Genomic DNA, 23,915 nt, shown 5'->3' on the forward strand with positions numbered 1-23,915 from the left:
TTGGGCTCTCTGCAGACTTCGGAGCAGACGCAGCATAAGCCACTGCCCCGCATGCCACGACCTAGACAACGGCCCTAAGCCGACGTCTCATGAAGTCCCGGATTGCTGCAGTTGCAGCCTGCACAGCCGACGTTCACTAAAGGTGCGAATTTCGCCGAATGTTGAGCGTCTGAAGCAACGAAAGGAACGGTCGTTCAACATGGGGCTTTGTTCGCCAGCTTGTCCTGTTGGCTCATGCGCTGTAAGGCCCGAAAGATGCAACGATTCCTGACCCATGTCTTCTGGACGTGCCCCGAATGCGGGCACACGAACAGCCAAGATGCTGATGCGCCTTTGCTTAACTTCATGGCCGAGAAGACCAGCGACATCGTTGGCGATGACTACGCCGAGCTGACCTGCGACGGATGTGAGACAACCTTTAGCGGGCACGCATGGTCCAATCAGGGCGAAGTCCGGTTTGAGATGGAGGAACCCAAGTCCTTTGAGGTCCAAGGGGACATGCCCATGTACGAACCCGATCCGGAAGACCTCTACTTCCTTCCCCCACCGGACGATCCTCATGGCATCGCTCGCGAAGCGCTCGACGGGCTTCGGAACTTGATCGACGCAGGCAACGATGCCCGTCTCGGTGATCCCCAGTTCCGCAACCGTTTGGTATTCTCTGGCGCCATCGCGGTACTTGAGGCGTATTTCGGCGATACGATTAGGAATGTGATCCAGAGAGACCGGGATGCCCTCGTGCGGTTCGCGACAGGCAACGACGTAATGCGGAAAACCTCCCTCTCCGTAACGATGTCCGACGTAGAAGCAGATTCCAACGTTTTGGGACAGACGGTCGAGGACCGGTTACGAAAGGCCGTTGACGCCAACCTACGGGGCGTTCTCTATCATAACCTAAAGAAGGTCATTGCTATCTACAAAGATGCAGCCGGTATCGAGCTGGCCGCTCAGGCGGAAGATCTAAAGGAGTTATTCCAATATATGGAACTCCGCCACGACTGCGTTCATCGAAACGGATCTTCGCAGGATGGGAATAAGCACACCGTTTTCGATGAAGCTTTCGTAACGCTGGCGATCGAGCGCGTCGCGCGTACGATCGACAATGTAGAGGATCAGGCTTCAAAAGATTTGCCGTTTTAGGCTGCGCCCGAAACACCATCTAGCAAAACAGATTGTCTGTTCCCTGCTCGAAAACGAGTGATGTAGTCCTCCTGATCAGCCATTTGCATATGCTCACCACGACATTGCACCATGCTTTACCGCAAGATTTCCAGACCAAGACTTTGTATTTAAACATAATTCATGCTTACCAGTGCGTCCGGATGTGACGCTATTGTTCTGGCTTTTGCGCAACCGCACTGCTAGTCTACAGCAAAAGAACGACAGAGAATTCGAACACCAACCAAGCGCTCACTAGAGCCTATCAGGCCAATTTCGTCACTATGTCCAGTGCAAAACAGATCATAGCAATGCTGCGTAGCCGTGCCGACGGTGACGACGAGATGTTCTATTCTGTCGCGTTGCAAGCGGCTGCCGCTGAGGCGCGTCGGGGTCGTAAGACCATCGCAGAGGACATTCGTGCGGCGGTGCAAGACGCGCGCAAGTATGCGGAACGAGGCCAGGTCGTTCCCATCAGAATTGATGAGCCGCGCGGTGAGTTGGAAGGTTTGCTGGAACTTCGCAATGCGCGGTTTGATCTCGATGCCGTCTCTCTAGCAAAGCCGGCCCTCGCTCAAATCGGCGATCTAATTCGCCAACAACACAAGCGCACGTATTTGCACGAACATGGCAAAGCGCCCAGTAAAAGTCTGTTGTTTGTGGGTCCGCCCGGCTCTGGAAAGACCATGACTGCAGAAGCTGTCGCAGGAAGTCTCAGGCTTCCCCTTTTCGTCATTCGCTTTGATAGCTTGATCACCCGCTTTATGGGGGAGACGGCCTCAAAGATGCGGCTGATATTTGATGAGATACATGCTTATCGTGGCGTTTACCTATTCGATGAGTTTGACGCTGTTGGTGCCAACCGTGGAGCCACGAACGACGTGGCCGAAATGCGCCGCGTGTTGAACTCTTTCCTTCAGTTCATGGAGGAAACCAACTCGACCGACAGTGTTGTGATCGGGGCAACCAACTTCCCCGAGCTGCTAGACCGCGCGCTGTTGCGTCGTTTCGATCTGGTTCTTGAATTCCTCCCGCCAACATCTGAAGAAATTCGCAGCATCATCAAAGCCAATTTACGGCCATTGAAATTCCCCAACATCAAATGGGATCAGGTCTATGCTGCAGCAGACGGCTTGAGCCAGGCCGAGATTGCGCGGGCAACCGAAGATGCCGTCAAAGCGGCTATCCTTGATGAGCGAGATCATCTCAAAACAGCTGATATTGTACAGCGCCTGTCCTCACGTCTTGAGATGGGAAAACTTCTTTTCAAGACTGAGTAGTGTCACATGGCCTCCAGATATGGTCTGCCCCACCAGTTTATTGCTGGCAACCAACCCGCATCTCGCTACCGGTCTCATTCGCAACCGCGAACGCCGAAGGAATTTGATCGCGAAGCGCATAGCGACCAGCTTCTTTCTGAACTGAACAAAGGTGTAGCAAAGTTCAAGGAAGAACGCCCCGAAGATGAACGGCTTGGGACCTCTGACGGCGTCTACCTTGAGGTGGTTCTACGCTCAGGATCATCCGCCGTCGACGTTCTGCAAAAAAACAAAATGGAGTTGGGCGCCACAAAGGTTTTACCCAACGGTGACAAGGTCGTCGGACTCTATGTCCCCCAGAGGTCGCTGCCCATTCTTCATCGCATCCTCGATGAGTATGGCCATGCTCCGCTGAGCGAGAAAACCGGCAAACCGCCCAATCAACCCCGTGTTGAGGCAATTGATCAGATCAGGGCCGCAAATTTCCTATCATTCTGGAACGATGATCGTTTTCGGCTGCCCGAGGACGAACACACGCCCATTTGGTGGGAGGTCTGGTGTGCGCCGGACAATGAGGCCGATCTTGAGACCATGTGTGCCACGTTGGACGTCGCAATGGGTCCTCATGACAGCCGTTTGAGGTTTCCGGAGTCTGTGGTTGTACCCGTGCGGGCCAGCAAGGTTGAGATTGAGCTGGTGCTTTTTGCGCGCTTCACCATTCAGGAACTACGCCGGGCCGATGACACCCCGGCCTTCTATATGGAAGACTGCGATGAAGACATGCAGCTCGAGTGGATCGAGAGCTTTGCCCAAAACGTTGTCTGGCCTGACACAAATGTTCCCTACGTCAGCATTCTCGACACAGGTGTCAATCGCGCTCACGACCTGATCGAAGCTGCCCTCTTCGAGACCGATCTCTATGCAATCAACGATGACTGGCTAACCAATGACACTGGCCACAAGAATCTAAGCAGTCATGGTACGCAAATGGCGTCACTTGCGCTCCACGGCGATCTAGCAAACTTGCTGTCCTCAACAACTCCAATCAAGCTCGAGCACCGGTTAGAATCTGTCAAAATCATTCCGCCACGAGGTTTTCCAGACAACGAGGAGACACGCCTTGGACGGCTCACCGAGATCGCAGTTCTAGATCCCGAAGCTGCCCAGCCGGATAACAAACGTATCCACTGTCTGGCGACATCGAACAAAGATCGTGTTGGGTCGCAACCATCACAATGGAGTGCTGCAATTGACCGCCTTGCTGCGGGCGCGCTCAACGAGGAAGACGACACCGAGCCCTCGCGCCTATTTGTAGTCTCGGCAGGAAATACTGAAGGTGGGGTCCAACAATTCGATGATCAGCAAGCGCCTTTAGATGCCCCAATCCTTGATCCAGCGCAGGCTTGGAATGCTGTGTCTGTTGGCGGCTACACAGACAAGGTTCTTATCCAAGGCGCCGGAACGGAAGACATGCGCCCCATTGTTGAGGCAGGCGCGCTCAGCCCCCACACCAGAACCTCAGTGTCCTGGAATGACAGCCAAACGCCATTTAAACCTGAGGTCGTATTCGAGGCCGGCAACAAGGCCGTTGGCGCCGACGGATACGTCTACCAGGTGAACGCACTTGATCTGTTGGCAGCGGGTCCGGATATGTCCAAAGCACCGCTTGCTGCGTTTCGCGCAACGAGTGCCGCAACGGCCCTTGGCGCCCGCACAGCAGCGATTATTTCCGCGCGCAATCCTGATCTTTGGCCTGAGACAGTACGTGCGCTCTTGGTCCACTCAGCAGAATGGACCGAACCGATGTGTGCAGCGTTTGAGAGTGCTGGAAACAACAAGACCCAGGCAAAGCAACTTCTGCGGGCCTTTGGCTACGGCGTTCCAGACATTGATCGAGCCTGTGCATCCGCGAAAAACCATGTTGCCTTGATTGCACAGCAAGAGATCCAACCCTTTGTTGGCGGCAAGATGGGCTATTGCGATACATTCGATCTGCCATGGCCACGGTCGGTTCTGGAAAGCATGGGCGGCCAGACGGTCTCCGTAAAAGTAACCTTATCCTACTTTGTTGAGCCCAACCCGGGCCGCTCGGCTTCTGTTTATCCAAGCCGCTATCAGTCGCATGGACTTCGGTTCGATCTGCGGCGTGTGCGCGAAGGTCGTCAGGAGTTTTTGGAGCAAACCAACAAGATCGCTCTTGGCGACAAACGTAAGCCTGAACGTGAACAAGACTCAGGCTGGCGTTTTGGCAGCGCGGCAGTTTCGGCCGGGTCCTTGCATTGCGACGTCTGGACTGGTGAAGCAGCTGAGTTGCTAACCCGCGATATGCTCTGCGTATATCCCGTGGCAGGATGGTGGAAGCACAGCAAGAAAGCAGGCAAGAACAGCCAGAAGACCCGCTATGCGCTTGTGGTTTCGATTAAATCTGAGGATGTGGAGGTTGACCTTCACACGCCAATTCAAACTGTTCTGCAAACAGGTGTGCAGCCTGATGTCGATACGCTGATCGAAAACCTGATCTGACCGAGTGCCCACAAACCGTGATCGGTTTCACCTGAATGTCCGAGTACAGTGTTCAGCCAAACGATCTACGCGTCAGCGGCGAAGGTCCGGTTCCCGCCCATTCGAGACGGTCTTAGATACGCTTTCTCCAATATTGACTTTCAGAAAAACATGCCCTATTTTCTGACAAGGAGATAGATCATGATCACATCGAAAATCAAACAACGCATCATCGGAAAGGGCCGCGGGGCGATTTTTGCGCCGTCGGACTTTCTGGACATCGGGTCCCGCGCCAGCGTGGACCAGGCGTTGTCGCGTCTGGCCGATCATGGTGTGATCCGGCGCCTGACACGTGGGCTCTATGACTATCCTAAAAAAAGCCCACGCTTTGGTTATCTGTCACCGTCAGCGGACGATATCGCGCAGGCCGTGGCTCGCAAGGACAACCACGCCCTGCAACCTTCCCCCGCCATGGCGGCCAATCAGCTGGGACTCTCAACCCAGGTGCCGTCCAAACCAACTTACATGACCGATGGCCCAACACGGGTCAAAACTATCGGTCGGCAGGTGATCCAGTTCCGCAATGCCTCCTCCAAGACGCTCGTCGGGGCTGGCCAGAAAACCGGTGCCGTGTTTCAGGCGCTGCGTTATGTCGGCAAGGATCGGGTCGATGATCAGGTGATTGGCAAGTTGGCGCGTTCGCTGGACGACAATGATAGGGCTCTGCTTTCCAAGCAAAGCAAGCATGTGCCAGCCTGGATGCATCCTGTCGTGCAACAGATCGTTGCGCTTGCCTAAGTATGGATCAGTTTGCCAACGACACCCCAGAACAACGAGACGAAGCCTTCCAGGAGGCCGCGGCGCAGCTCGGGATGTCCAAGGCCATCATTGAGAAAGACTTCTGGGTCTGCTGGTCCCTGAAGCAGCTTTTCGCCCTGCCCTCCTTTGGCGATCACATGATCTTCAAGGGAGGGACATCCCTCTCCAAGGCCTATGACGTGATCCACCGCTTCTCGGAAGATGTGGATCTATCCCTCGATCGGGCACAGCTTGGTTTCGAAGGAGATCGCGACCCCGAGAACCCCGACTTGTCCGGCGGAAAACGCAAATCTTTGCTGCAAGAGCTGCAGGAGGCGGCAGAAGCGGAGGTATCCGGTGCGCTCTTGGCCGAAGTCCAGGTTGGGTTCAATGCAAGCCTGGATCAAGGTTTTTCCCTGTCGGTTGATCCTGGCGACGCACAAACTCTACTCTTCGCCTATCCGTCGTTGACGAACGACACTGGTACCTACGTCAAACCCATTGTGCGTTTTGAATTTGGGGCGCGTGGCGTCCACCTGCCGGCCGAAGTTCGCGAGATATCGCCATACGTGCATCAAGCCTTTCCTGATTTGCTGGGATCTTGCGAGGTGGATGTGAAAGTGCTGGGCGTTGAGCGGACGTTCTGGGAAAAGGCCACAATCCTGCACATGCTCTATCATCAGGATCCTGCCAAACCCCTCGCCGACCGGATGTCGCGCCACTATTACGATATGGCCCGGCTCATCGGTCACGAGGCCAAGGGGCGTGCCATAGGAAGTTTGGATTTGCTGGAACAGGTCGCTCATCACAAATCGGTTTTCTTCAAGGCCGCTTGGGCCAACTACGAAGACGCCAAACCAGGGTCCCTGAGATTGATGCCGAATGCGGAACTTACCGCCGCTTTGCGACGGGACTATTCCGGCATGCGGGAGATGATCATCGGGGACGCGCCGGACTTCGATGACATCCTGGGGGCAATTGAAGCTTTTGAAGGTGAAATCAACAGCTGATCTATCGGTCTGATTATTTGTCTGGGTCACATAGATTGGCACCTTGACGATATTGAGGATATCCGGCACGTTGCACTTGGCCTCTAGTGCATGCCAGTGTGCCCGCCACGCAAAGCTACGCAGCACGTCATTCTTAAATGAACAACCCAGACCAATTTCGGGATCTGGTTAGTAGCGGGCACCTAGTCGGATCCCTATTTTGGGAACTGAAACATGACTAAGAAAACTAAAATCGATGAACTGAAACTATTGGCAAAACGCTATGCGCACGCTTCGCGCTCAAACCAACATGAGGCGCTTGATGCTATTGCATCAGAGCTGGGCTTTCCGCATTGGAAGGCGCTGACGGTCAAGGCCAAGCAAGGCTGGATGCCGAGCGAAGAAGAGCTTGCCAAGGCCGATATCTTTGTTCGTGAATTCTTCCCCTCACTCGGAGGCAAGCCGCAATTCATTGAGCAAAGCATGTCGCGGCCAGTCAGCGAGCCAATCAAAGCAGGTGAAATTAATGGGCATGCCTACCAACTCTTTGAGTTCTCCGGTGACATTCGCATGGAAGGTGATGGATGGCGCATCCTCTTAGGCGAGGCTGATTTCTCGCGGCCTGTAGTCGAGATTGAAATCAAACACCGAGGTTCCAGCCCAGCAAATGACAGTGGTTTCGTTGAGAATGCCCTTGCGATTGCGGAAGCCCAGGCTGTGAAAACTCGTGCAGCCATAGCGTCTGACTGGCCTCGGCGATCGACCAAGCCAAATGCCAAAGGCGAAGTCGTTCACCCACTACAGGGTGACCGGGCCGCGGAATGGTTTTGCCTTCACTGCGATGGCAAAATTACGGGCGCTCAAATCGCTGAAAATCTATGGCACTGCCCGAGTTGTGGTGCATCTCCTCTGAATATTTTCACATCACCGTGGTGGTTGGAAGGCGGTGATGAGGAGCCTAAAGCTGTTGAATGTGCCAATGATCGGGCGCGGCCAGAGCCCAGGGTCGATGTGGTGGATTCCAGGCCAACTCTGAGGCTAGATGAGGAGAGTATTTCCTTGTTTCTGCGAATTGCGCTTCTTGAAGATGCCACCAATCCGGGAGAGCGGCTCGGTGCTTTGCTAGCTGAGATCACTGTCGATGATGAGAACGATGCCTGGATCATCTTCGACGAAGACCTTTGGCCTGAAGACAAAGACCCGGATGCGGCCATTGCAGTTGCCGACAAACTTGGCATCGAGCTCGAGCTTGCGATGACTTCTATGACGTTTCCGTTCACTTGGCCAGGTTTGGGACATGTAACTGCCAGCACCAGCGAGTATCTCGGGCATCTTCTGGACGCATACGGGAAACATGGGGTCATTGTTCGTAACAATAATGACCATGAGTAGTTGAGCGCCACTTGGCTCCACCGGCAATTTCGGTGGTGCCTTGGTCCGACATGACAAAAAACCGAGCCTTAGGTCTATTTGCGGGCTTTTCAGGTGAGGCAAACAGCTCAGGTCATTCGGCAAGTCAGCCTATGAAATATTCTTTTGCGCGTGAACCTTCGAATTGGGTGTCGCAATCTCCCTTTTTGCTAACTTTCCTCACCACACTTACCTCAAAGCGCCCTGAGCGGATCAACCCCGCGAGGGGGTTCCCCTGTGCTGCGCTACGGTGATCCGCGGTCGCCATGAGACGTGCTCAATTCGTCACTTAGCAAAAAGGAAAATTGACATGACACTCGAAGGTACAATCACCCGCACAAACGACAACACTTTCACCGGCTGGATCGCCTCCCTGACATTCGATGTCGACATCGCAATCTCAGAAAACCCTCACAAGAAGACCGAGAAGCACCCAGACTTCGAAATCACAGCCAAATCAACGCGCAACCGTTCCATCCGCATCGGCAGCGCCTGGAACGCCACCAGCCAAGCCGGCAACGACTACCTCTCCGTCGCCATCAATTTTGGCACAGGTGAAATCCGCGCCAACGCGGTCAAAACCGAGACCGATGGTGAATATCGCTTCATCCCTTACTCAAATTAAGACGTCAGGCGCGGGCATCGCCCGCGCCTTTCACTAAATTTCCGATCATTCGGGGTTCTCATGATGTCTGCGCCAGGACGGTTTTCACTCCATTTTGATGGCGATGAGACAGTTGCTGGCGTCTCGATCATAGGTTAGGATTCTAAGTAGTTGATTTAAAAATCTTTTTTCTAGGCATTTTTGCTAGCTATGATAGCGCTCCGCTGATAGCGCGTGTTTCACAAATTTAGCCGTGTGACACCCCTCTGCCCCAAAGCGTCCGTTTCTCATTGCGGTTTGACCAATTGCGTTTTGCCACGATCACCTTGTCTTGGTTGGAAGCTCAACTCAAAACATGGAACGGCGAAGCCTTTGAGTGGAATGTCGGCGCGGCGGGGAGAACATAAGCCAGTCGAGATATTCTTCCATTGTGCAATGACTTCGTTGGTCAGTCTTAGTACTGCAGTGAACGAATAGACGCCTCTGACAGGCCAAAACGTGGCTCTAGGCGGTGTGTCATGGCCAAACGGCCTAGTGGGCCCCCTGCCCCGCCCTGAGGGCGCGTCATCGCCGCTCTAGGCTTCGTCCGACAGGCCGTCCTGCGCCCAGAACACCGCTCCCCTACCCCATTGATCCAATAGGCGCCCTCCAGTCTCAAAGATGAGCCAGGAAGCCTTCTTTGTCTCATATGGGTTCAGGGGTGCTGTGATCCGCCCATTCGGGTCACGATCAGCTGGTGCAACGGATCTCGCCCGATCCTGTCTCAATGGTCCCTTGGAGTTCGCGCAAGCGCGATACGCCGCTGCGGGACAGATGCTTTAGAACCCGCTGGGTTCTCGCGCGCGCAACCCCAAAAGAGCAAAACCGTGTCCTCGGGCTTCGCCTGCGGGCCGCACCACTTTCGCACTTTTGGGGTGTGCGCTTGCTCACTCCGGCACTTCGCCAGTGGGTCAGGTTTTAGAGACGACGCCCTCAAGGGGCTTTTTCTCAAAACCAGACGACCAAAGGGGCAACGACCCCATCCACACCACAAAGGAGTAAGCCGATATGGCCCAACCAAACGAAAGCCGAAGCGAAGCTGAAACCAACGCAACCATTGCCGAACAAAACGACAGGTTTCGCACCACTTGGGGGGCAGATTTTACTGTTCCCGGTCAAATCATGTTGACGCGCGGCGTGGCCGATCTGTCACCAGTAGCCAAAGCCATCATCATGCAGCGGGTTCAAACCTTCTCAGAGTTTTCTAAGGACAATGACCCCTACGGCGATCACACCTTTGGAGCATTCGAGTTAGAGATCGCTGGCAACAGCTACCACATATTCTGGAAAATCGACCTCTACGACAAATACTACAGCATGGGCAGCGATGACCCAGCAGACGTCGCCGTCACACGGCGCGTGCTCACCGTCTTACACGCCTCTGAATACTGAACGCGATGCACCCTTAGCTCGGGTGCATCCACGCAGTGCCTCCCCTTCAAATCAGCAATCGATGGGCGAGGCACATCCAACCCACCACCGCAAAACAAGGAAATATCCGATGAACGATCAATCAAACATCCCCGTCACCTTTGAGGAAATCCCCTTCGCTGACTTGCATATCTCTGACCTCAATCCTCGCAAGGTGGTCAATGAGGCCAGCATCATCACGCTTGCAGAAAACATCCGCGCTTACGGTCTCATTCAGAACCTCGCAGGCTATCGCGATGAAACAGGCGTTGGCGTAGTTGTAGGTGGACGTCGCTATCGTGCCATCGCATTACTACAAGATGATAAACGATTTCAGTTGGTTACGGTGAAGATGGCACCTGATCAGGCGACGGCAGAGTATTGGGCAACGTCCGAGAATGCACAACGCGAAGCCTTGCACCCTGCCGACGAAATCCAAGACTTTGGCGCAATGGAGAAACGTGGAGCCACCGTCGCCGACATCGCTACGGCCTACGGCGCAACCGAGGCCCATGTCTACCGTCGCCTTGCACTGGCCACCCTCCCCTGCCCCGTCATTGACGCTCTGCGCAGCGGCCACATCAGCCTCTCAAACGCCGCCGCCTTCACCATCAGCGATGACGAGAAGCTGACCCTTGAGGTCTTGGAGAACGTGCGCGGCGTCGGTGAAAGCGATCACCGCATCAAAAAGTTGCTTAAGCCCGATGCGATCAAGGACAGCGACCGCCGCGCCATCTACGTCGGCGTTAAAGCCTACATCGAGGCTGGTGGGCGCACGAGCAGCGATCTCTTTGCAGACGAGGTCCTGATCGATGATCCCGCTATCTTAGATGACTTGTTTGGCAAGAAACTGACAGACGCGTCGGAGGCCTTGATCGCCGAAGGCTGGAAATGGGCAGACCCCATCAATGACAGCTACATCGGATGGTATCAAATCGACGAGATGAAGCTGGCACGCATCTATGCGGAAAACGGCGATCTGAGCGAAGAACAAGGCGAAGAATACGATGCCTTGGCCGAACTGGCCGAAAGCGACGCTCTGGACGATGAAGGCCAAGCCAAACTGGCAGCGCTGCAGTCGATCCTAGACGGGTCATTCACGGATGAGCAGAAGGCCCACGCGGGCGTCTTGGTGTATGTCGATAGTCGCGGCACGGTGCAGTGTGAGACAGGTCTTATTCGCGGCACAGACAAGAAGGCGGCCATCGAGGCAGGCGTGCTGGCCAAATCCAACTACGCAGGCAGCACTGGCACCAAGTCGCCCATTTCCAATAAGCTGCGTATCGATCTGGAGCGTATTGCAACGGGAGCACGCCAACACGCGGCCTTGCGCGACCCAGACCTGCTGTTGGCCCTTCTCGCCTTCCAGCTTTCTGGCAAATCGGGTTACTCGAGCGTTCTAGGCTTGCGCGAAACCGAAGTCCCCAACATTCCGACAACCGAAATGGCGGGCTACGCGCTGGACGAACGGCTCACCAAGACGACCCGACCCGCCAAGTTCAGCAGTGACATGGGACGCGTCTTCCGCGCCTACAAAGCAAAAGGCCCAGAATTCATAATGGAAGAAGTCACCCGCCATCTCGCCTCGCGACTGTTCGTCGATGAAGACTTGGGTGAAATGATCGACAAAGCCGTCAAAACCAATATCCGTGAGAACTTCACCCCAACAGCAGAAAACTTCTTTGGTCGCGTCGGCGGGCCATACCTCGTCAATCTCTGGTGCGAGTTGTTGGACCTTCCAGAGGACCACCCAACCGCAACCACCTTCGCCAAACGCAAAAAGAGCGAAAAGGCAGACAAGATGGAAGCACTTTTTGGTTGCTCCGAAATGCGCAAGGCTCACAACACCACCGAAACCCAAGCCAAGCGCATCGACACGTGGCTCCCTGAAGGCATAGTTTGAACAAAAGGCAGGGCGCTCACCAGCGCCCGGCCCTAGCCTCTCCAATCCTTGTGGTGAGGATCAACTGGCTTCGCTGCGGCGGAGCCTTTTTTGCGTTCGAACAGCACCCGAACCAAACGCCCGCAGAATCCAATCTTGTGAGGGTGACCGGAACGGTCGGGGAAAAACCCCCTGCCCGTTCAGGCCCGGCGCTATTCGCGCGGAATCGCTAGCGCGAAACACTATTCCGATGTGAGGAGATTTGCGTCATTGGTCTTTTGACCGCTCCAGATGGGCCCCAAACCCGATCGCCAAACAAGCCAATGATACATTTCGATGAGTTTACAGCTGTAAACTCCAGGCGTATGAGCAGATAGTCCCTAGTGTCTTATCTTGCGCATTGCGCTGTGTTAGACACTAAATATAAGAAAATCGTTGACTTAGAGAGGTGAATCGCACCTTTTATCCCCAAGTGGCGCGAAAAAAGCCACATTGAGCAAATTGGGGCAACCAGATGATTCCCGCGACACCGAGTATAACAGACAGACCATCAGAGTTGGCAACGGATATCTCTGAGCGTTTAAACCGTGCGATCAGTGAGCATCTGCTCTCTGCATTCGCGCCCGACAACACAAAATCATTGCGCCCCTTCTCAGCCCCAGAGGCCGCCGAATTGCTTGGCGTGTCGGGCCAGTTCATGCGTAAAACCCACGGCGAAGGTACAATCCCAGAACCAAAAGACGTTCGCGCTGGCCGCCGTTACTACAGCGCCCAAGAGTTGTGGGAAGCCCGCCAAATCTTGGAAAAAACGTCTCGAACAAAGGGCAGATACGTCCCTGGCCGCAAAGACGGCGAGCGGCTGCAAGTCTGGCAGTTGATGAACTTCAAGGGCGGTAGCAGCAAAAGTACTTCGACTATTCACCTCGCCCACTATCTCGCGCTCCACGGCTACAGGGTGCTCGTGGTTGATTTGGACCCGCAAGGATCGCTGACCTCAATGTGCGGCATCAACCCGGAGATCGAGTTTGATGGTCTCACCGTTTATGACGCCATCCGCTACGATGATCCGGTGCCGTTTCCTGACGTCATCATGCAGACGTATTTTCCGGGACTGTCGCTTGCTCCGGCACGCCTGCTGCTGTCCGAATTCGAGACTGAATCAGCGGTAAACTCAAATCCTGACCAGCCCTTCTTCCTGCGCATTCGCAATGCTTTGGCCCAGGTTGAGGATCAGTACGATATTGTCTTGATGGACAGCCCGCCACAACTGGGCTTCCTGACGATTTCCGGCATGGCTGCCGCGACCTCTCTCATCGTCCCACTTTCGCCCTCAATGCTCGATGTGTCCTCAACCGCGCAGTTCCTTGAGCTTGCCGGGGCCTATATGGGCGTCATCGAGGATGCGGGTGCCGAGCTTCAATATGATCACTTCAAGTTTCTGATCACCCGCGACGAGCCAACAGATGTGCCGTCACAACAATTGACCTCGTTCATGCGCGCGCTCTTTTTGGATCGCGTCATGACAGCCACGGCGCTTAAGAGCACCGCAATCAGCGATGCCACGATGCTCAAACAATCAATCTACGAGGTCGTGCGCTCAGAGATGACACGGGCGACCTATGACCGCGCCAAACAATCCATGGATGCTGTTGGCCGCGAAGTTGAAACAATGATTCACCAAGCATGGGGGCGTAGCTGATGGCACGTAAATCACTTCAGGATTTAAGCGGCATTGCCAAAACGATTGCCAATTCCAGCCCAGGCCCCAAAGACCGAACCACAAAGACCACAGCACCGGCCTTAGGGGCGCTGCAAGGGTCGTTGTCTGCCATCCGCGAGCTTGACCCAGGCCTCATTGACGACTGGGGACCGAAAGACCGACTGGACGGGTTTACAGCTGTAAACTCCGAAGATGACGGCGACGGCTTTGAAACGCTCAAATCCAGCATCAAGGACGATGGCCAACAGGTTCCCATTTTGGTCCGCAGGGCAGGGACCGAGGGCCGGTTTGAAATCATCTACGGCCGCAGACGCCTGCGCGCCTGCCGAGACCTTGGCCTGAAAGTCCGCGCCAACGTGCAAGATCTCGATGACGCCACAGCCCTTCTCGCCAAAGGCCTTGAGAATGCCGCACGTCGCAACTTGTCGTTTTACGAGAAGGCACGGTTTGCCGCCGTCATTCAAGCAGCGGGCCATAACACCAAAACCGTCCGGCAGGTCCTCAGCTTGTCTGCGTCTGGGCTATCCCACCTGACCAAGGTCACGGACAATATTCCTGACGATGTTGGCGATCAAATTGGAGCCGCTCCAAAGTCGGGCCGCCCAAAGTGGACCGCCTTGGCCGAGGCCTTCGCATCCAAAAAGGTCAATGCATCATCATCCTTCGCAATCCTATCAAAGTTGAGCGCCGAGCTGTCGTCAGATGACCGCCTCGAACAGCTTATGAGAGAGATTACGCGGCGTGGAGCGCGTCCAAGCGAGGGCAGGGAGGCAACACCGGTCCCAGGCGTCACAATCAAATCGGGACGCGGATCAATCGCGATGTCCATCAAACGGGCAGGGGAGAACGCAGCATTTGCTGAGTGGCTCGATCGTGAACTCGAAGACATCATCAAGAAATCCTACCAGGAGTTTACAGCTGTAAACCCTGCGGATGACACCAGAGGCTAGAGCAACAAAGGAGGACGTAAGCAAAGAGAAACCCCCGAAACCAAAGCTTCGAGGGCTGAACGTATTTCTACGCTTCTCAGATTAGACACCTGAATCGTAGCAGTCACCGAATCGCTAAGCAATAAAAAACGCTCTTGGGCGGACGGGAATTCTTTGCCTGCAGGCAAATCATGAGAACACTTCAAGGAATGGCTCCTGCTGGAGCACGCTCGTCGCGCAAAGCGACGGGGCAGGGAGGTATTGCCCAAAACAAATGGCAACTCCTCAAGGTAATCGAAGACATCCGGGAGCCACTCGGCTTGAAAGGCACGTCCATCTCTCTCCTCAGAGCGATGATCTCGTTCCTACGTGTAGATCAAGTCGATGCAACACGCGACGACGGGCATATTTGCTTTGCATCAAATGCCTCTCTCGCAAAACGCGCTCATGTCAGTATCCAAACCGTTGAACGCCATATTGCGAAACTGGTGTCCTTGGGCCTGCTGACGCGGCGATCAAGCGGCAATGGCAAACGCTGGGCTCGTAGGGACCGTCAGGGAAGCATTGTCCTTGCAACAGGCCTGTCACTTCTGCCGCTCGCAGAGCGTTACCCTGAGTTCCTGCGCATGGCGCAAGACCACCAGGACCATCAAAACGAACTGGGACGGCTCAGAGACATGTGCTCAGCCGCCCTGAGCAACCTCAAAGCACATCTCATGCCCGCCAATTGGGACGAAGGCTTGCTCTCAAAGGCCCGCAATCTATTGAGACGCCAGCCAGACAAGCACGCTTTGAGCGATCTTCTGGATGAAATCACTGTGGAAATCTCGAAGATAAGCTCTGCAGTACCAGATGATTTGAGGGCCACTGCCCCCGAAATTGAGGGGCACAAAGAGACTTCTAAGACTCAGTATGTTAAAGAAGAAAATTCTTTTCAGATTGAAGTTGGCCAAGATGAGATGGAGCACGCCTACCCAAGGCTCTGCGCGGAACTCAGGTTTGCTAAGAACCAAGAAGACTGCCGTCGCTTAATGGATGAACTTGCAGGATATCTCAACCTTGGGAACACTTGGTTCTCGATAAAGGACCTTGGTCCAGCGCTCAGTTTCATGATCTTAGGATATCTCTTGGAACGCTCAGAGACGATCAGCAATCACCGTGGCTACGCGTTCAAATTGTGCCAAGACCTATCCAACAAGAGCCTTGATTGGCGTACATTGCTGAAGAAACCGAGGTCAAACTTAGGATGATATGATCTTGGAACAGCAAAGCCTCCCTTTGAAGATTGACCGTTTTGGGCGTTATGAGCACTGAAAAGGCAGAAAAGCTACAGCGCGAACCCTTTGCTGCTCAGGTCATATCACTGGGTAGCCTGATCTAAAAAGCCGGTTCAGGGGCGTTGTAACTGAACACTGACTATTTGGGCGCCTTCAATATCATACCTTGCAATTATGCCATGTAATGGAATAAATGCAAGGTATGATAACGCGTAATCATCTCAGCCGCATTGAACACGCCCTAGACAACCAGGCAGGTGTTGTACTGCTTGGCCCACGTCAGGTGGGAAAGACAACGCTGGCGCAAGATATCGCAGAAACGCGCGATGCGGTCTATCTTGATACGGAACGTCTGGCGGATCGCCAAATCCTTGAGGAACCAGATCTGTATCTCGATGAACAAGCGGGCAAGCTTGTTGTCATTGACGAGGTGCAGCTGATCCCGGGCTTGTTTGGCGCATTGCGTGGACAGATTGATCGCCGCAGAAGGGCAGGGCACCGAACTGGTCAGTTTCTGCTTCTGGGGTCAGCCTCGAATACTCTGTTGCAGCAAAGTGCGGAATCTCTCGCTGGTCGTGTCAGCTATCATGAGCTCACGCCATTCACGCTTGATGAGGTAGGGCAGGGGGCTTTGCCACAGCTTTGGCTGCGCGGTGGGTTTCCCGACAGTTTTTTGGCGGGATCAGACCGCGAAAGCCTCACCTGGCGCGAAGACTTCATTCGCACCTATCTTGAACGAGACATCCCATCCTTCGGTTTGCGCATTCCGGCAGAAACCTTACGCCGCTTTTGGACGATGCTGGCCCATGAGCAGGGTGGGTTGCTCAATGCTGCCAAGATCGCGGCGGGCTTGGGTGTTTCAGGACAGAGCGTCGCACGCTATCTCGACCTCCTGGTTGATTTGATGCTCGTGCGGCGTTTGTCGCCATGGCATGCAAACGCGGGAAAGAGGTTGGTAAAGTCGCCCAAAGTCTATATCCGAGACGCCGGTCTCGCCCATGCACTCTTGGGACTGGAAACGACCGAGGCTCTGCTTGGCCATCCCGTCGTCGGTGGATCATGGGAAGGCTTCTGTATCGAAAATCTGATTGCAGCCGCGCCACGAGGGACGGAGGCGAGTTTCTATCGATCATCGGCAGGTGCCGAAATCGATCTGATCCTGAAACTGCCAAACCAGACGCTTTGGGCGATCGAGATCAAGCGCACCACGAGCCCGAAAGTCACGCGCGGGTTCCATATCGCTGCCGAAGAATTGGACGTCGAAGAACGATTGCTGGTCTATGCTGGTGATCGCGAAGTACCGGGGCAGGGGGGTATTCGCGCGATGCCACTGACAGCAGCCATCTCGCAGTTGAGAAGTCCGTAGATAGGTATTGATGGTTCGTGAAGCGAGCTGTTCGATCACGCAGGCTGAATCGTTTCATATTGGGTGAAACGAAAACTCGGTAGGCACACACTACCCATAAGTTTCTTGACGTTAATCGTTTCACTTTCACGGGGTATCGTTTCATGTCCTGGGCGGATCAAGCTATCCTGGATCGCATAGCTGCGCACTCAATTGGCTGACCCAGAATAGCATCGCTTAGGATACATTCCGAGACAACGCTGCACACCGCTGAGAACGAGTTCCGCGTCGCGTGAAATCCTCGAAATCCAGAGACAGCCGAACAGTGGCTGACGTTCTCGCTGGCGGCCAGGCGGTCCGCGGCCTCGCGCCGGTGGCGCTTGGCGAGAAGCGGAATACAAGGCTGCCAAGCACCCAATCAACATAAGTATATTATTGACAGTATGGTATAGTATCGTATGCTGGGTGCAGCCTTGTATGAAGGTGGCAGGAAATAGGGGGTCTTTCTTCGCATGTCTCGCTCGAAACGTCTCACTGATGCAGAGCGCATGGAGATCGTGCGCGAAGCCGCGGACGGAGTGTCCACGTCCGTGCTTGCGGAGCGGTTCGAGGTGACGCCTCGGGCGGTGCAATACACGGTGAAGAGTGACGAGGAGCGCCAGCGCGACACGGCGGTTCCAGTCTTGGCGGTGAGTGTGAAAGTAACCTCTGATGAGATGGCGGCGTTCGATGCGGTGCTGGCGTCAGCGGGGATCGAGACGCGCTCGGAAGGGCTGCGCCGCTTGATGCAAGCGGCAGGTGGCACCTTTGTGGCGGACGCCCAATTAGCGGCAGAGATGGCGCGCTATCGTGCTTCTTTGAACGAGGTTGGAAACGGTGTCGCCCAGATTGCCAAGCAGATGCAAAAGGCCAATCGGGCGGGGCAGGGAACGGGCCCCGAATTCTCCGAGTTGCGGCTTGCACAGATGCGCGGGTTAGCGCGGTTCATTTTGGACAGTGCAGACGAGATTGACCTGCTTGTGCGCCGCCGTCGTGATGCCATGCAGATGGACGCGACAGCCGCTTTGAGGGAGTTTGCTCATGCGGCTGAATGATGCAGTAGACGCGGTTACCGGTGAGGTGTTTCGCGACGGGTGGAGCCGGATTCGTGGCTCGATGCAGGGTCTGTATGCTTCAAAGCAAAAGCAGATGGTGCGCGCTGCGGCAGGACATCGGGCAGCCGTGTTCAAGGCGATCCGGGGGGGTGGGACGCACACTAAATCCCAGCTCGCAAACCAGCTGGAATACCTCACGACGAAGTCTACCCATATCGTTGACAGCAGCGGGTTTCTGGATGGCAAATCCAGCCTTGAGCGCAGCGAGATCAAAGACCTGACCGAGCGCTTTGCCAAGCGGTGGGACGGCGGGTTCAAACCCAAGCTTGGGCAAACCACGCATCTGCTAATGTCGTTCCCGATTGGCACGCGCGGAGAGGATGTGCGCGACATCGCGACCGATGTGGCGGAGCGGTTCTTCCAGAATGACGAAGGGCACTTCGATTATATCATTGCGGTGCATGAGGACCGCGACCACCCGCATGCGCATCTCGTGTTGAATCGCCGTTCGCAAGAGGGTGAGTTCTTCTATTTGGCGCGCAATCATCGATTCAACTATGACGATTTCCGATTGGCGATGGTCGAGGAAGCGGAAAAGTATGGCGTGCGGTTGGAAGCCACGCGGCGAGTGGATCGCGGCGAGGTACATTACCCGCCCAAGACCCGCGAGGTCTACGCGGCTAAGGAAGAGGGCAGGACACCAGTGGAGCGCGAACGGGTGGGCAAAGACCTGACCCGCACGCTTGCCGAAATAGCAAACACCAAAATCATGTTCCACTCGCTGGCTGCCGAGGCGTCCTCTGAGAACCGCGAAGACATTGCTGAGGTCCTGTTCCTTGCGGGCGAGGTTCTGGCGAAGGGGGGGCACGTTGAAACCGCAGGAGGCATTTACATGGCCGAAGACGAGTCTTTTGAGGATCTGCGCAGCCGTTACGCGGAAAAGGTCGCGAACATCACAGACCTGATCGCCGCAAAGCCGGATGTGGAGCGGCCCGCGCTGGAGAAATCCCTCAACGCAATTCAGGCCCGCGTGCAGCATATGCAGCCGCTCGGGCTACGGTCCAATTCCCTCTCGGAGGTCCCGTCAGAAGGCGGGGTCTATTCTGAAGCCAACATTCAGCAAAGCCAGTTCGAGCGTCTGTCTGAGCCACGGGTGCGCGCCCGCGTCGATGCAGCACTGCGCGGCACGGGGATCAGTACGTCCGAGGTCGTGGCCCGGATGGAGACAGGGGCGCAGAACGCGGCTCTGGAACATCAATGGATTGCGGATGATTTGTCCAAGGTGGCCGAGGCGAAGGATTTGAACCTTGAGCGCCGCGCGGATTTGGAACAGGCGCGGGATATCCTCAATGATGTACATGTGCAGCTGGGGACCATGCTGGAGCGGGAAGGTGTGCTGCGCCGTGACGGGGTCATTGAAGAAGCCCGCGAGGTGCAGGCGCATGTGACTGAGGCCCAGATTGAAACCGCTACCAATGCGGTTCGCATCGAGACTCGAATTGAAGCCGGGACTGAAGATCGGGACGAGGCCGTGATCGAAAGCCGTGCCGTAGAGCGTTTGGAGGACGAACAGCGGGACTATCTGCGCGACCATCCAGAACTGATCGCGCGCCCGACCGATGTGATCCGTATGAGCGAGGAGGGCAGGGCGGTGATCGTAGATCGGGCCGCTGCAGAGCGGGTTATCGTTGAGGTTGAAGCGGCGCGTTTGGGCGCGCACAGCAGGACGCCAATCTCCGTTTCCGTTGCGCGCGATCTACAGACGCGATATCCCGATATGCCCGAGCAGCTGGCGGAGGGTCTCGGCGACACATACGCGCGCGTCTATGAAGCGCGCGGCGCTGAACGGGAGGAAAACCTTACCGAGCGCGAGACAACTACGATTGAAACGCCTGAACTGTCCCGTGTTCTCGCCCATGAACGGGCAGGGGAATTGTCGTCGCCCTTTGAGACCGAAACCGAACGCGAGGCCTTCCGCGCGCAGGTGGCGCGGGTTTTGGACACGGCGCAGCTGGATCGTCTGAACGATGGCGACAGCGATGCTTTGGAAAACATCATCGAAGATCGCCTCGACCGTCTCTATGCCGCAAAGGTCTATTTGCAATCGGATGCGGCGACCGCAAACTCCGAGGCGTTGCGACAGGTTGTCGACGAGTTAGCAGACGTTGAAGTCGAAAGACAACGCGCGGCAGACGTGGACGGCGAGACGGAGCGGGGGCAGGTCCATTGAGTGGATCCATGGGCAGGGTGCGGATTGCCATCGGGGTGGTTCTGGTCACTTGGGTGGCAGGGGCGATGGGCTACACAATTGCCTCGGCTGTGCTGACCTTTAAGGCCCTCGGGTTCAGCGCCGATATCGATTTTGGATATATCGCGCAGAATTACCTCTGGATCAGAGACAGACGGCCAGACGACTTCCAACTGATCAACCTGATCATCGGCGGATGTGCCGTCGCAGGGCTGATGATGAGCCTGGCCCTGTCCGGCTCGGCCCTCACGCGCTTTGGGCAAACCCATTGGCAAAAGCGCGGTGAGATGAACGCCAACGGGTTCTTTGGGAAGCCCGGCACCGGGTTTATTCTGGGCAAGCTGGGCGGCCCAAAGTCGCGGGCCCGCTACATCACCTCAAAGGTCTTTCCCCATGCGCTGATCGTGGCACCAACGGGGCGCGGTAAAACCAGCGGCTTTGTGATCCCGAACCTGCTCACATGGCAGGGGTCTGCCGTCACGTTGGATGTAAAGGGCGAGTGTTTTGAGGCGACGGCGCGTCATCGCGCGGCCCAAGGCGACAAGGTCTACCGCTTCGCGCCCACGGATTGGGAGGGCAAGCGGACCCATCGCTATAACCCGCTTTTGCGCATCTATGAATTGGAAGACCCCGCGCGTCAGCAGATGGAATTGCAACTGCTGGCGACGCTGTTTCTGCAAAGCGACAATGATCGCGTTCAAGGGCTTTTGAAGGGAGGTATTGATCTGTTCGTGGCGGCGGGCTTGTTGGCCTTCCAGCGCAAGAAGCCGAGCTTGGGCGAGATCTACCGGATCGCGGCCTCGGGGGGCAACAAGCAGAAAGAATATGTGGCGCGGAGCCACGAGATTGACAACAAAGCTGCGAAGCTGATCTTTACGCGGCTCGCGTCCACAAACAACGACACGCTGACCTCCTATGTCTCGCTTCTGATGACGTCAGGTCTGGATCAATGGCAGAACCCCGCAATTGACGAGGCGACGCAGGTTTCCGACTTTGATTTCCGCACGATCCGCAAAAAGCCATTCACTGTGTATTTGGTCGTGCAGCCTCTGATGGTGAAGCCACTCGCGCCGCTGATCCGATTGTTTTTCTCAGACCTTCTCTCGGCGATGCAAGAGAAGGAACCGGGCAAAGATGAGCCCTGGCCCGTGATGATCATGCTCGATGAGTTCAACCGCCTTGGCAAAATGCCCATTGTGGTTGAAAGCATAGAAACCCTGCGCACCTATCGCGGACATCTGGCGGTGGTGACGCAAACCATCCCCGCCCTTGATGAAATCTATGGTGAAAACACGCGCCGCGCGCTGCAAGGCAACGCAGGCGTAAAGCTCTACCTCACTCCCTCAGATGAAAAGACCATCGAGGAGCTGAGCAAGGCCGTGGGCAAGACAACAAAGACGGTCATCACGCGGTCGCGGTCGATTGGCAAGAATCCGTTTGAGGGGCGCAGCCAGTCTACGCGGACGGAAGAAACATCGTTGTTGCCTGAAGACGAAGCGCGCCGGTTGCCGCTCGATGAAATTATCATGGTCGTGGATGCCCAGATGCCAGTGCGGGCGAAACGGATCCAGTATTTTGATGACCGGCTGTTTGCGGCGATCCATGGCGCGCAGAAGGGTGATTTGCCGTTTCCGGAGCCGGGGGGAGGGGGCCCGCAGGGCACGCTGCCTTTGAGTGTTCAGGCGATGCCTTTGTTCCCGCGTTCGCAAGGGGGAGGAGAAGATGAAACCATATCTGATAGCGCGGATCAGGTGCGAAGCGAGGCGGAACATCTGCCGACGCGGTCCGACGGACCGCCGAAGAAGTCCGCGGCCGCGGTGCAGGCGGTTGTCGCAGAGGCGCAAAGGCAGATGGAGATGGAGTTTGCCGCGCAGGTGCCTGCGACCGATTCAGAAAGAGAGTCGGACAAAGAGCCCTTACGGAATGCTGTGGGTGATTTGGAGGAGTTGGAGTTGACGGTGAAACAGAATCTTTGAGCCGGTGTGGCTTTTCGTGCGAACGGGATTAGTCTGGAAGGGAGGATCGAAGCCGAACAGTCGTCGGGTTATCAATTGACGCACGAGCTGACATCAGCCTCTGGCAATCTGTCGACACCATGGTGGTTCCTTGGCCCCAAGTTTGTATCCTGTTGTGTATCTTAAGGTGCATCGGCGCGCTGCCGTTTACTTGATGAACGCCACGCGGGGTTTCATGTTGATCGGGTAAATACTGCAACGTCCATAAGAGCAGCATTAGCTTGCTAGGGCTGCGCGTGAAATGCCAGAAACGGATTGCTTCGCTGTGACTGGCGACGGTACTCTGCAGGGGATTGTTTATGTTCCTTGGTGAACGCTTCGTAGAAGGCGGATAGCGACGCGAACCCACTATCGAGTGCGACAGATGACACCTTCGCCTCGGTTTCGACTAGGAGCATTCGAGCGTGGGACAAACGGGTCCGTGTCAGATGCTTCTTGATACTGACGGTCAAGACATCCCGAAAAACCTGCCCGGCGCGCGCCGGAGACAAGCTTGATGCCGCCGCAATATCTTTCACGTTGATCGGTAGGGTGAAGTTTTCGGAGATGAATCGCAACATTGATTCGACTTCTTGCATCGTCGTCGACCTAACTGAGAATCCATTGCCCCGGCTTGGGCTTGAAATCAGCGTAGACCACCCTTCTAACGCAAGCCGACGCAACCGCGTTTCAATTTCGGCAAGGTGCGTTCGCCGCCAGGGGGTCTGCTCAAGGTGCTTCTCATTGTAGATCCTGTTGATTAGCAAGGCGTCCAATGGATCATCATTTCGAGAAGCAATTACTTCGCCGGTTAGGATGGCTTTCACGAGATCGGACGGCAGACCCCAACGCACGAATTGACCCAGCGAAAGATAGATGTTGGTAATACGTCCTTCCCCATAGACATCGGTAACTTTATGTGGCGCAGCACCCCAAAACACGACCAGTCGATTGGCCTTCAACTTTGCTACCTGGCCCGAGAATGAGTAGTCCAAATGACAATTCTGAAGGAAATTCAATTCCACCGATGTGTGGTGATGGAAGGGGGTATCAAAGAGTGTCGGTTTGTGGCTCTCAATGATGAAGTTGTTTGGAGTCGGTACGCGGGTCTGATCAACAGACTCCGAAAATGGAACTATCGCGTCAACAGAACTTAGCCTTTGTGCCATGCTATGCCTTTCATGCCTCGGCCCGAGTACCGGGGACTCGACACCTGAGATGAGACTTTAGCATCAATATGCAAAAACAGGAAGAAGT

17 protein-coding genes are annotated in these 23,915 nt (G+C 55.4%); 16 read left to right on the forward strand and 1 reads right to left on the reverse strand.

Going from position 1 to position 23,915, the window contains the following annotated elements; translation table 11 throughout:
- Window positions 1-255 precede the first annotated feature (255 nt).
- From OU789_RS15325 to OU789_RS15400, 16 genes are all read left to right on the forward strand, one after another.
- Complete coding sequence (locus OU789_RS15325) at window positions 256-1,140, forward strand: hypothetical protein (RefSeq protein ID WP_274656513.1); 885 nt, start codon at window positions 256-258, stop codon at window positions 1,138-1,140.
- Between the two features lie 302 nt (window positions 1,141-1,442).
- Complete coding sequence (locus tag OU789_RS15330) at window positions 1,443-2,438, forward strand: AAA family ATPase (RefSeq protein ID WP_274656514.1); 996 nt, start codon at window positions 1,443-1,445, stop codon at window positions 2,436-2,438.
- 6 nt (window positions 2,439-2,444) lie between these two features.
- Complete coding sequence (locus OU789_RS15335) at window positions 2,445-4,940, forward strand: S8 family peptidase (protein ID WP_274656516.1); 2,496 nt, start codon at window positions 2,445-2,447, stop codon at window positions 4,938-4,940.
- 180 nt (window positions 4,941-5,120) lie between these two features.
- On the forward strand, window positions 5,121-5,717 hold the full coding sequence (locus OU789_RS15340) for a DUF6088 family protein (protein ID WP_058314215.1): 597 nt from the start codon (window positions 5,121-5,123) through the stop codon (window positions 5,715-5,717).
- A gap of 2 nt (window positions 5,718-5,719) precedes the next feature.
- Window positions 5,720-6,727, forward strand: a complete 1,008-nt coding sequence (locus OU789_RS15345) for a nucleotidyl transferase AbiEii/AbiGii toxin family protein (protein WP_274656517.1) — start codon at window positions 5,720-5,722, stop codon at window positions 6,725-6,727.
- A gap of 213 nt (window positions 6,728-6,940) precedes the next feature.
- Window positions 6,941-8,098, forward strand: a complete 1,158-nt coding sequence (locus OU789_RS15350) for a hypothetical protein (RefSeq protein ID WP_274656519.1) — start codon at window positions 6,941-6,943, stop codon at window positions 8,096-8,098.
- Window positions 8,099-8,426: 328 nt separating this feature from the next.
- A complete protein-coding gene (locus tag OU789_RS15355) occupies window positions 8,427-8,741 on the forward strand; it encodes a DUF736 domain-containing protein (RefSeq protein WP_058314212.1) in 315 nt (104 codons plus the stop codon).
- 1,026 nt (window positions 8,742-9,767) lie between these two features.
- Window positions 9,768-10,151 (forward strand): DUF3768 domain-containing protein, encoded by a 384-nt coding sequence (locus OU789_RS15360; RefSeq protein WP_058314211.1) that lies wholly within the window; start codon window positions 9,768-9,770, stop codon window positions 10,149-10,151.
- A gap of 109 nt (window positions 10,152-10,260) precedes the next feature.
- On the forward strand, window positions 10,261-12,072 hold the full coding sequence (locus OU789_RS15365; protein WP_274656521.1) for a ParB/RepB/Spo0J family partition protein: 1,812 nt from the start codon (window positions 10,261-10,263) through the stop codon (window positions 12,070-12,072).
- A 493-nt stretch (window positions 12,073-12,565) separates the two neighbouring features.
- Window positions 12,566-13,750 (forward strand): plasmid partitioning protein RepA, encoded by a 1,185-nt coding sequence (gene repA, locus OU789_RS15370; protein WP_274656522.1) that lies wholly within the window; start codon window positions 12,566-12,568, stop codon window positions 13,748-13,750.
- Window positions 13,750-14,721 carry a plasmid partitioning protein RepB gene (gene repB / locus OU789_RS15375; protein WP_274656523.1) on the forward strand — a complete coding sequence of 324 codons (972 nt, stop codon included), beginning with the start codon at window positions 13,750-13,752 and terminating at the stop codon, window positions 14,719-14,721. Before repA ends, repB begins: the two co-directional genes overlap by 1 nt.
- Before the next feature lie 170 nt (window positions 14,722-14,891).
- The gene (locus tag OU789_RS15380) at window positions 14,892-15,950 is read left to right on the forward strand and encodes a helix-turn-helix domain-containing protein (protein WP_274656524.1); all 1,059 of its coding nucleotides are present in this window, start codon (window positions 14,892-14,894) and stop codon (window positions 15,948-15,950) included.
- A gap of 229 nt (window positions 15,951-16,179) precedes the next feature.
- Window positions 16,180-17,343, forward strand: a complete 1,164-nt coding sequence (locus OU789_RS15385; protein ID WP_446719190.1) for an ATP-binding protein — start codon at window positions 16,180-16,182, stop codon at window positions 17,341-17,343.
- Window positions 17,344-17,834: 491 nt separating this feature from the next.
- Window positions 17,835-18,416 (forward strand): hypothetical protein, encoded by a 582-nt coding sequence (locus tag OU789_RS15390; RefSeq protein WP_058314208.1) that lies wholly within the window; start codon window positions 17,835-17,837, stop codon window positions 18,414-18,416.
- The gene (locus tag OU789_RS15395; RefSeq protein ID WP_274656528.1) at window positions 18,403-20,646 is read left to right on the forward strand and encodes a relaxase/mobilization nuclease domain-containing protein; all 2,244 of its coding nucleotides are present in this window, start codon (window positions 18,403-18,405) and stop codon (window positions 20,644-20,646) included. Before OU789_RS15390 ends, OU789_RS15395 begins: the two co-directional genes overlap by 14 nt.
- An 8-nt stretch (window positions 20,647-20,654) precedes the next feature.
- A complete protein-coding gene (locus tag OU789_RS15400; RefSeq protein WP_274656562.1) occupies window positions 20,655-22,640 on the forward strand; it encodes a type IV secretory system conjugative DNA transfer family protein in 1,986 nt (661 codons plus the stop codon).
- 263 nt (window positions 22,641-22,903) lie between these two features.
- On the opposite strand, the gene OU789_RS15405 is transcribed toward OU789_RS15400, so the two are convergent.
- Window positions 22,904-23,827 carry a helix-turn-helix domain-containing protein gene (locus OU789_RS15405; RefSeq protein WP_058316684.1) on the reverse strand — a complete coding sequence of 308 codons (924 nt, stop codon included), beginning with the start codon at window positions 23,825-23,827 and terminating at the stop codon, window positions 22,904-22,906.
- Window positions 23,828-23,915: the final 88 nt, after the last annotated feature.

The sequence above is a fragment of the Halocynthiibacter sp. C4 genome, from assembly GCF_028823805.1.
In the GTDB taxonomy this organism is placed as follows: domain Bacteria; phylum Pseudomonadota; class Alphaproteobacteria; order Rhodobacterales; family Rhodobacteraceae; genus Falsihalocynthiibacter; species Falsihalocynthiibacter halioticoli.

Excerpts from the sequence above, each read along its gene's own strand:
- OU789_RS15325 (WP_274656513.1), top strand. The coding sequence starts at position 256 with ATGCAACGATTCCTGACCCATGTCTTCTGGACGTGCCCCGAATGCGGG.
- OU789_RS15330 (WP_274656514.1), top strand. The coding sequence starts at position 1,443 with ATGTCCAGTGCAAAACAGATCATAGCAATGCTGCGTAGCCGTGCCGAC.
- OU789_RS15335 (WP_274656516.1), top strand. The coding sequence starts at position 2,445 with ATGGCCTCCAGATATGGTCTGCCCCACCAGTTTATTGCTGGCAACCAA.
- OU789_RS15340 (WP_058314215.1), top strand. The coding sequence starts at position 5,121 with ATGATCACATCGAAAATCAAACAACGCATCATCGGAAAGGGCCGCGGG.
- OU789_RS15345 (WP_274656517.1), top strand. The coding sequence starts at position 5,720 with ATGGATCAGTTTGCCAACGACACCCCAGAACAACGAGACGAAGCCTTC.
- OU789_RS15350 (WP_274656519.1), top strand. The coding sequence starts at position 6,941 with ATGACTAAGAAAACTAAAATCGATGAACTGAAACTATTGGCAAAACGC.
- OU789_RS15355 (WP_058314212.1), top strand. The coding sequence starts at position 8,427 with ATGACACTCGAAGGTACAATCACCCGCACAAACGACAACACTTTCACC.
- OU789_RS15360 (WP_058314211.1), top strand. The coding sequence starts at position 9,768 with ATGGCCCAACCAAACGAAAGCCGAAGCGAAGCTGAAACCAACGCAACC.
- OU789_RS15365 (WP_274656521.1), top strand. The coding sequence starts at position 10,261 with ATGAACGATCAATCAAACATCCCCGTCACCTTTGAGGAAATCCCCTTC.
- repA (WP_274656522.1), top strand. The coding sequence starts at position 12,566 with ATGATTCCCGCGACACCGAGTATAACAGACAGACCATCAGAGTTGGCA.
- repB (WP_274656523.1), top strand. The coding sequence starts at position 13,750 with ATGGCACGTAAATCACTTCAGGATTTAAGCGGCATTGCCAAAACGATT.
- OU789_RS15380 (WP_274656524.1), top strand. The coding sequence starts at position 14,892 with ATGAGAACACTTCAAGGAATGGCTCCTGCTGGAGCACGCTCGTCGCGC.
- OU789_RS15385 (WP_446719190.1), top strand. The coding sequence starts at position 16,180 with ATGATAACGCGTAATCATCTCAGCCGCATTGAACACGCCCTAGACAAC.
- OU789_RS15390 (WP_058314208.1), top strand. The coding sequence starts at position 17,835 with ATGTCTCGCTCGAAACGTCTCACTGATGCAGAGCGCATGGAGATCGTG.
- OU789_RS15395 (WP_274656528.1), top strand. The coding sequence starts at position 18,403 with ATGCGGCTGAATGATGCAGTAGACGCGGTTACCGGTGAGGTGTTTCGC.
- OU789_RS15400 (WP_274656562.1), top strand. The coding sequence starts at position 20,655 with ATGGGCAGGGTGCGGATTGCCATCGGGGTGGTTCTGGTCACTTGGGTG.
- OU789_RS15405 (WP_058316684.1), bottom strand. The coding sequence starts at position 23,827 with ATGGCACAAAGGCTAAGTTCTGTTGACGCGATAGTTCCATTTTCGGAG.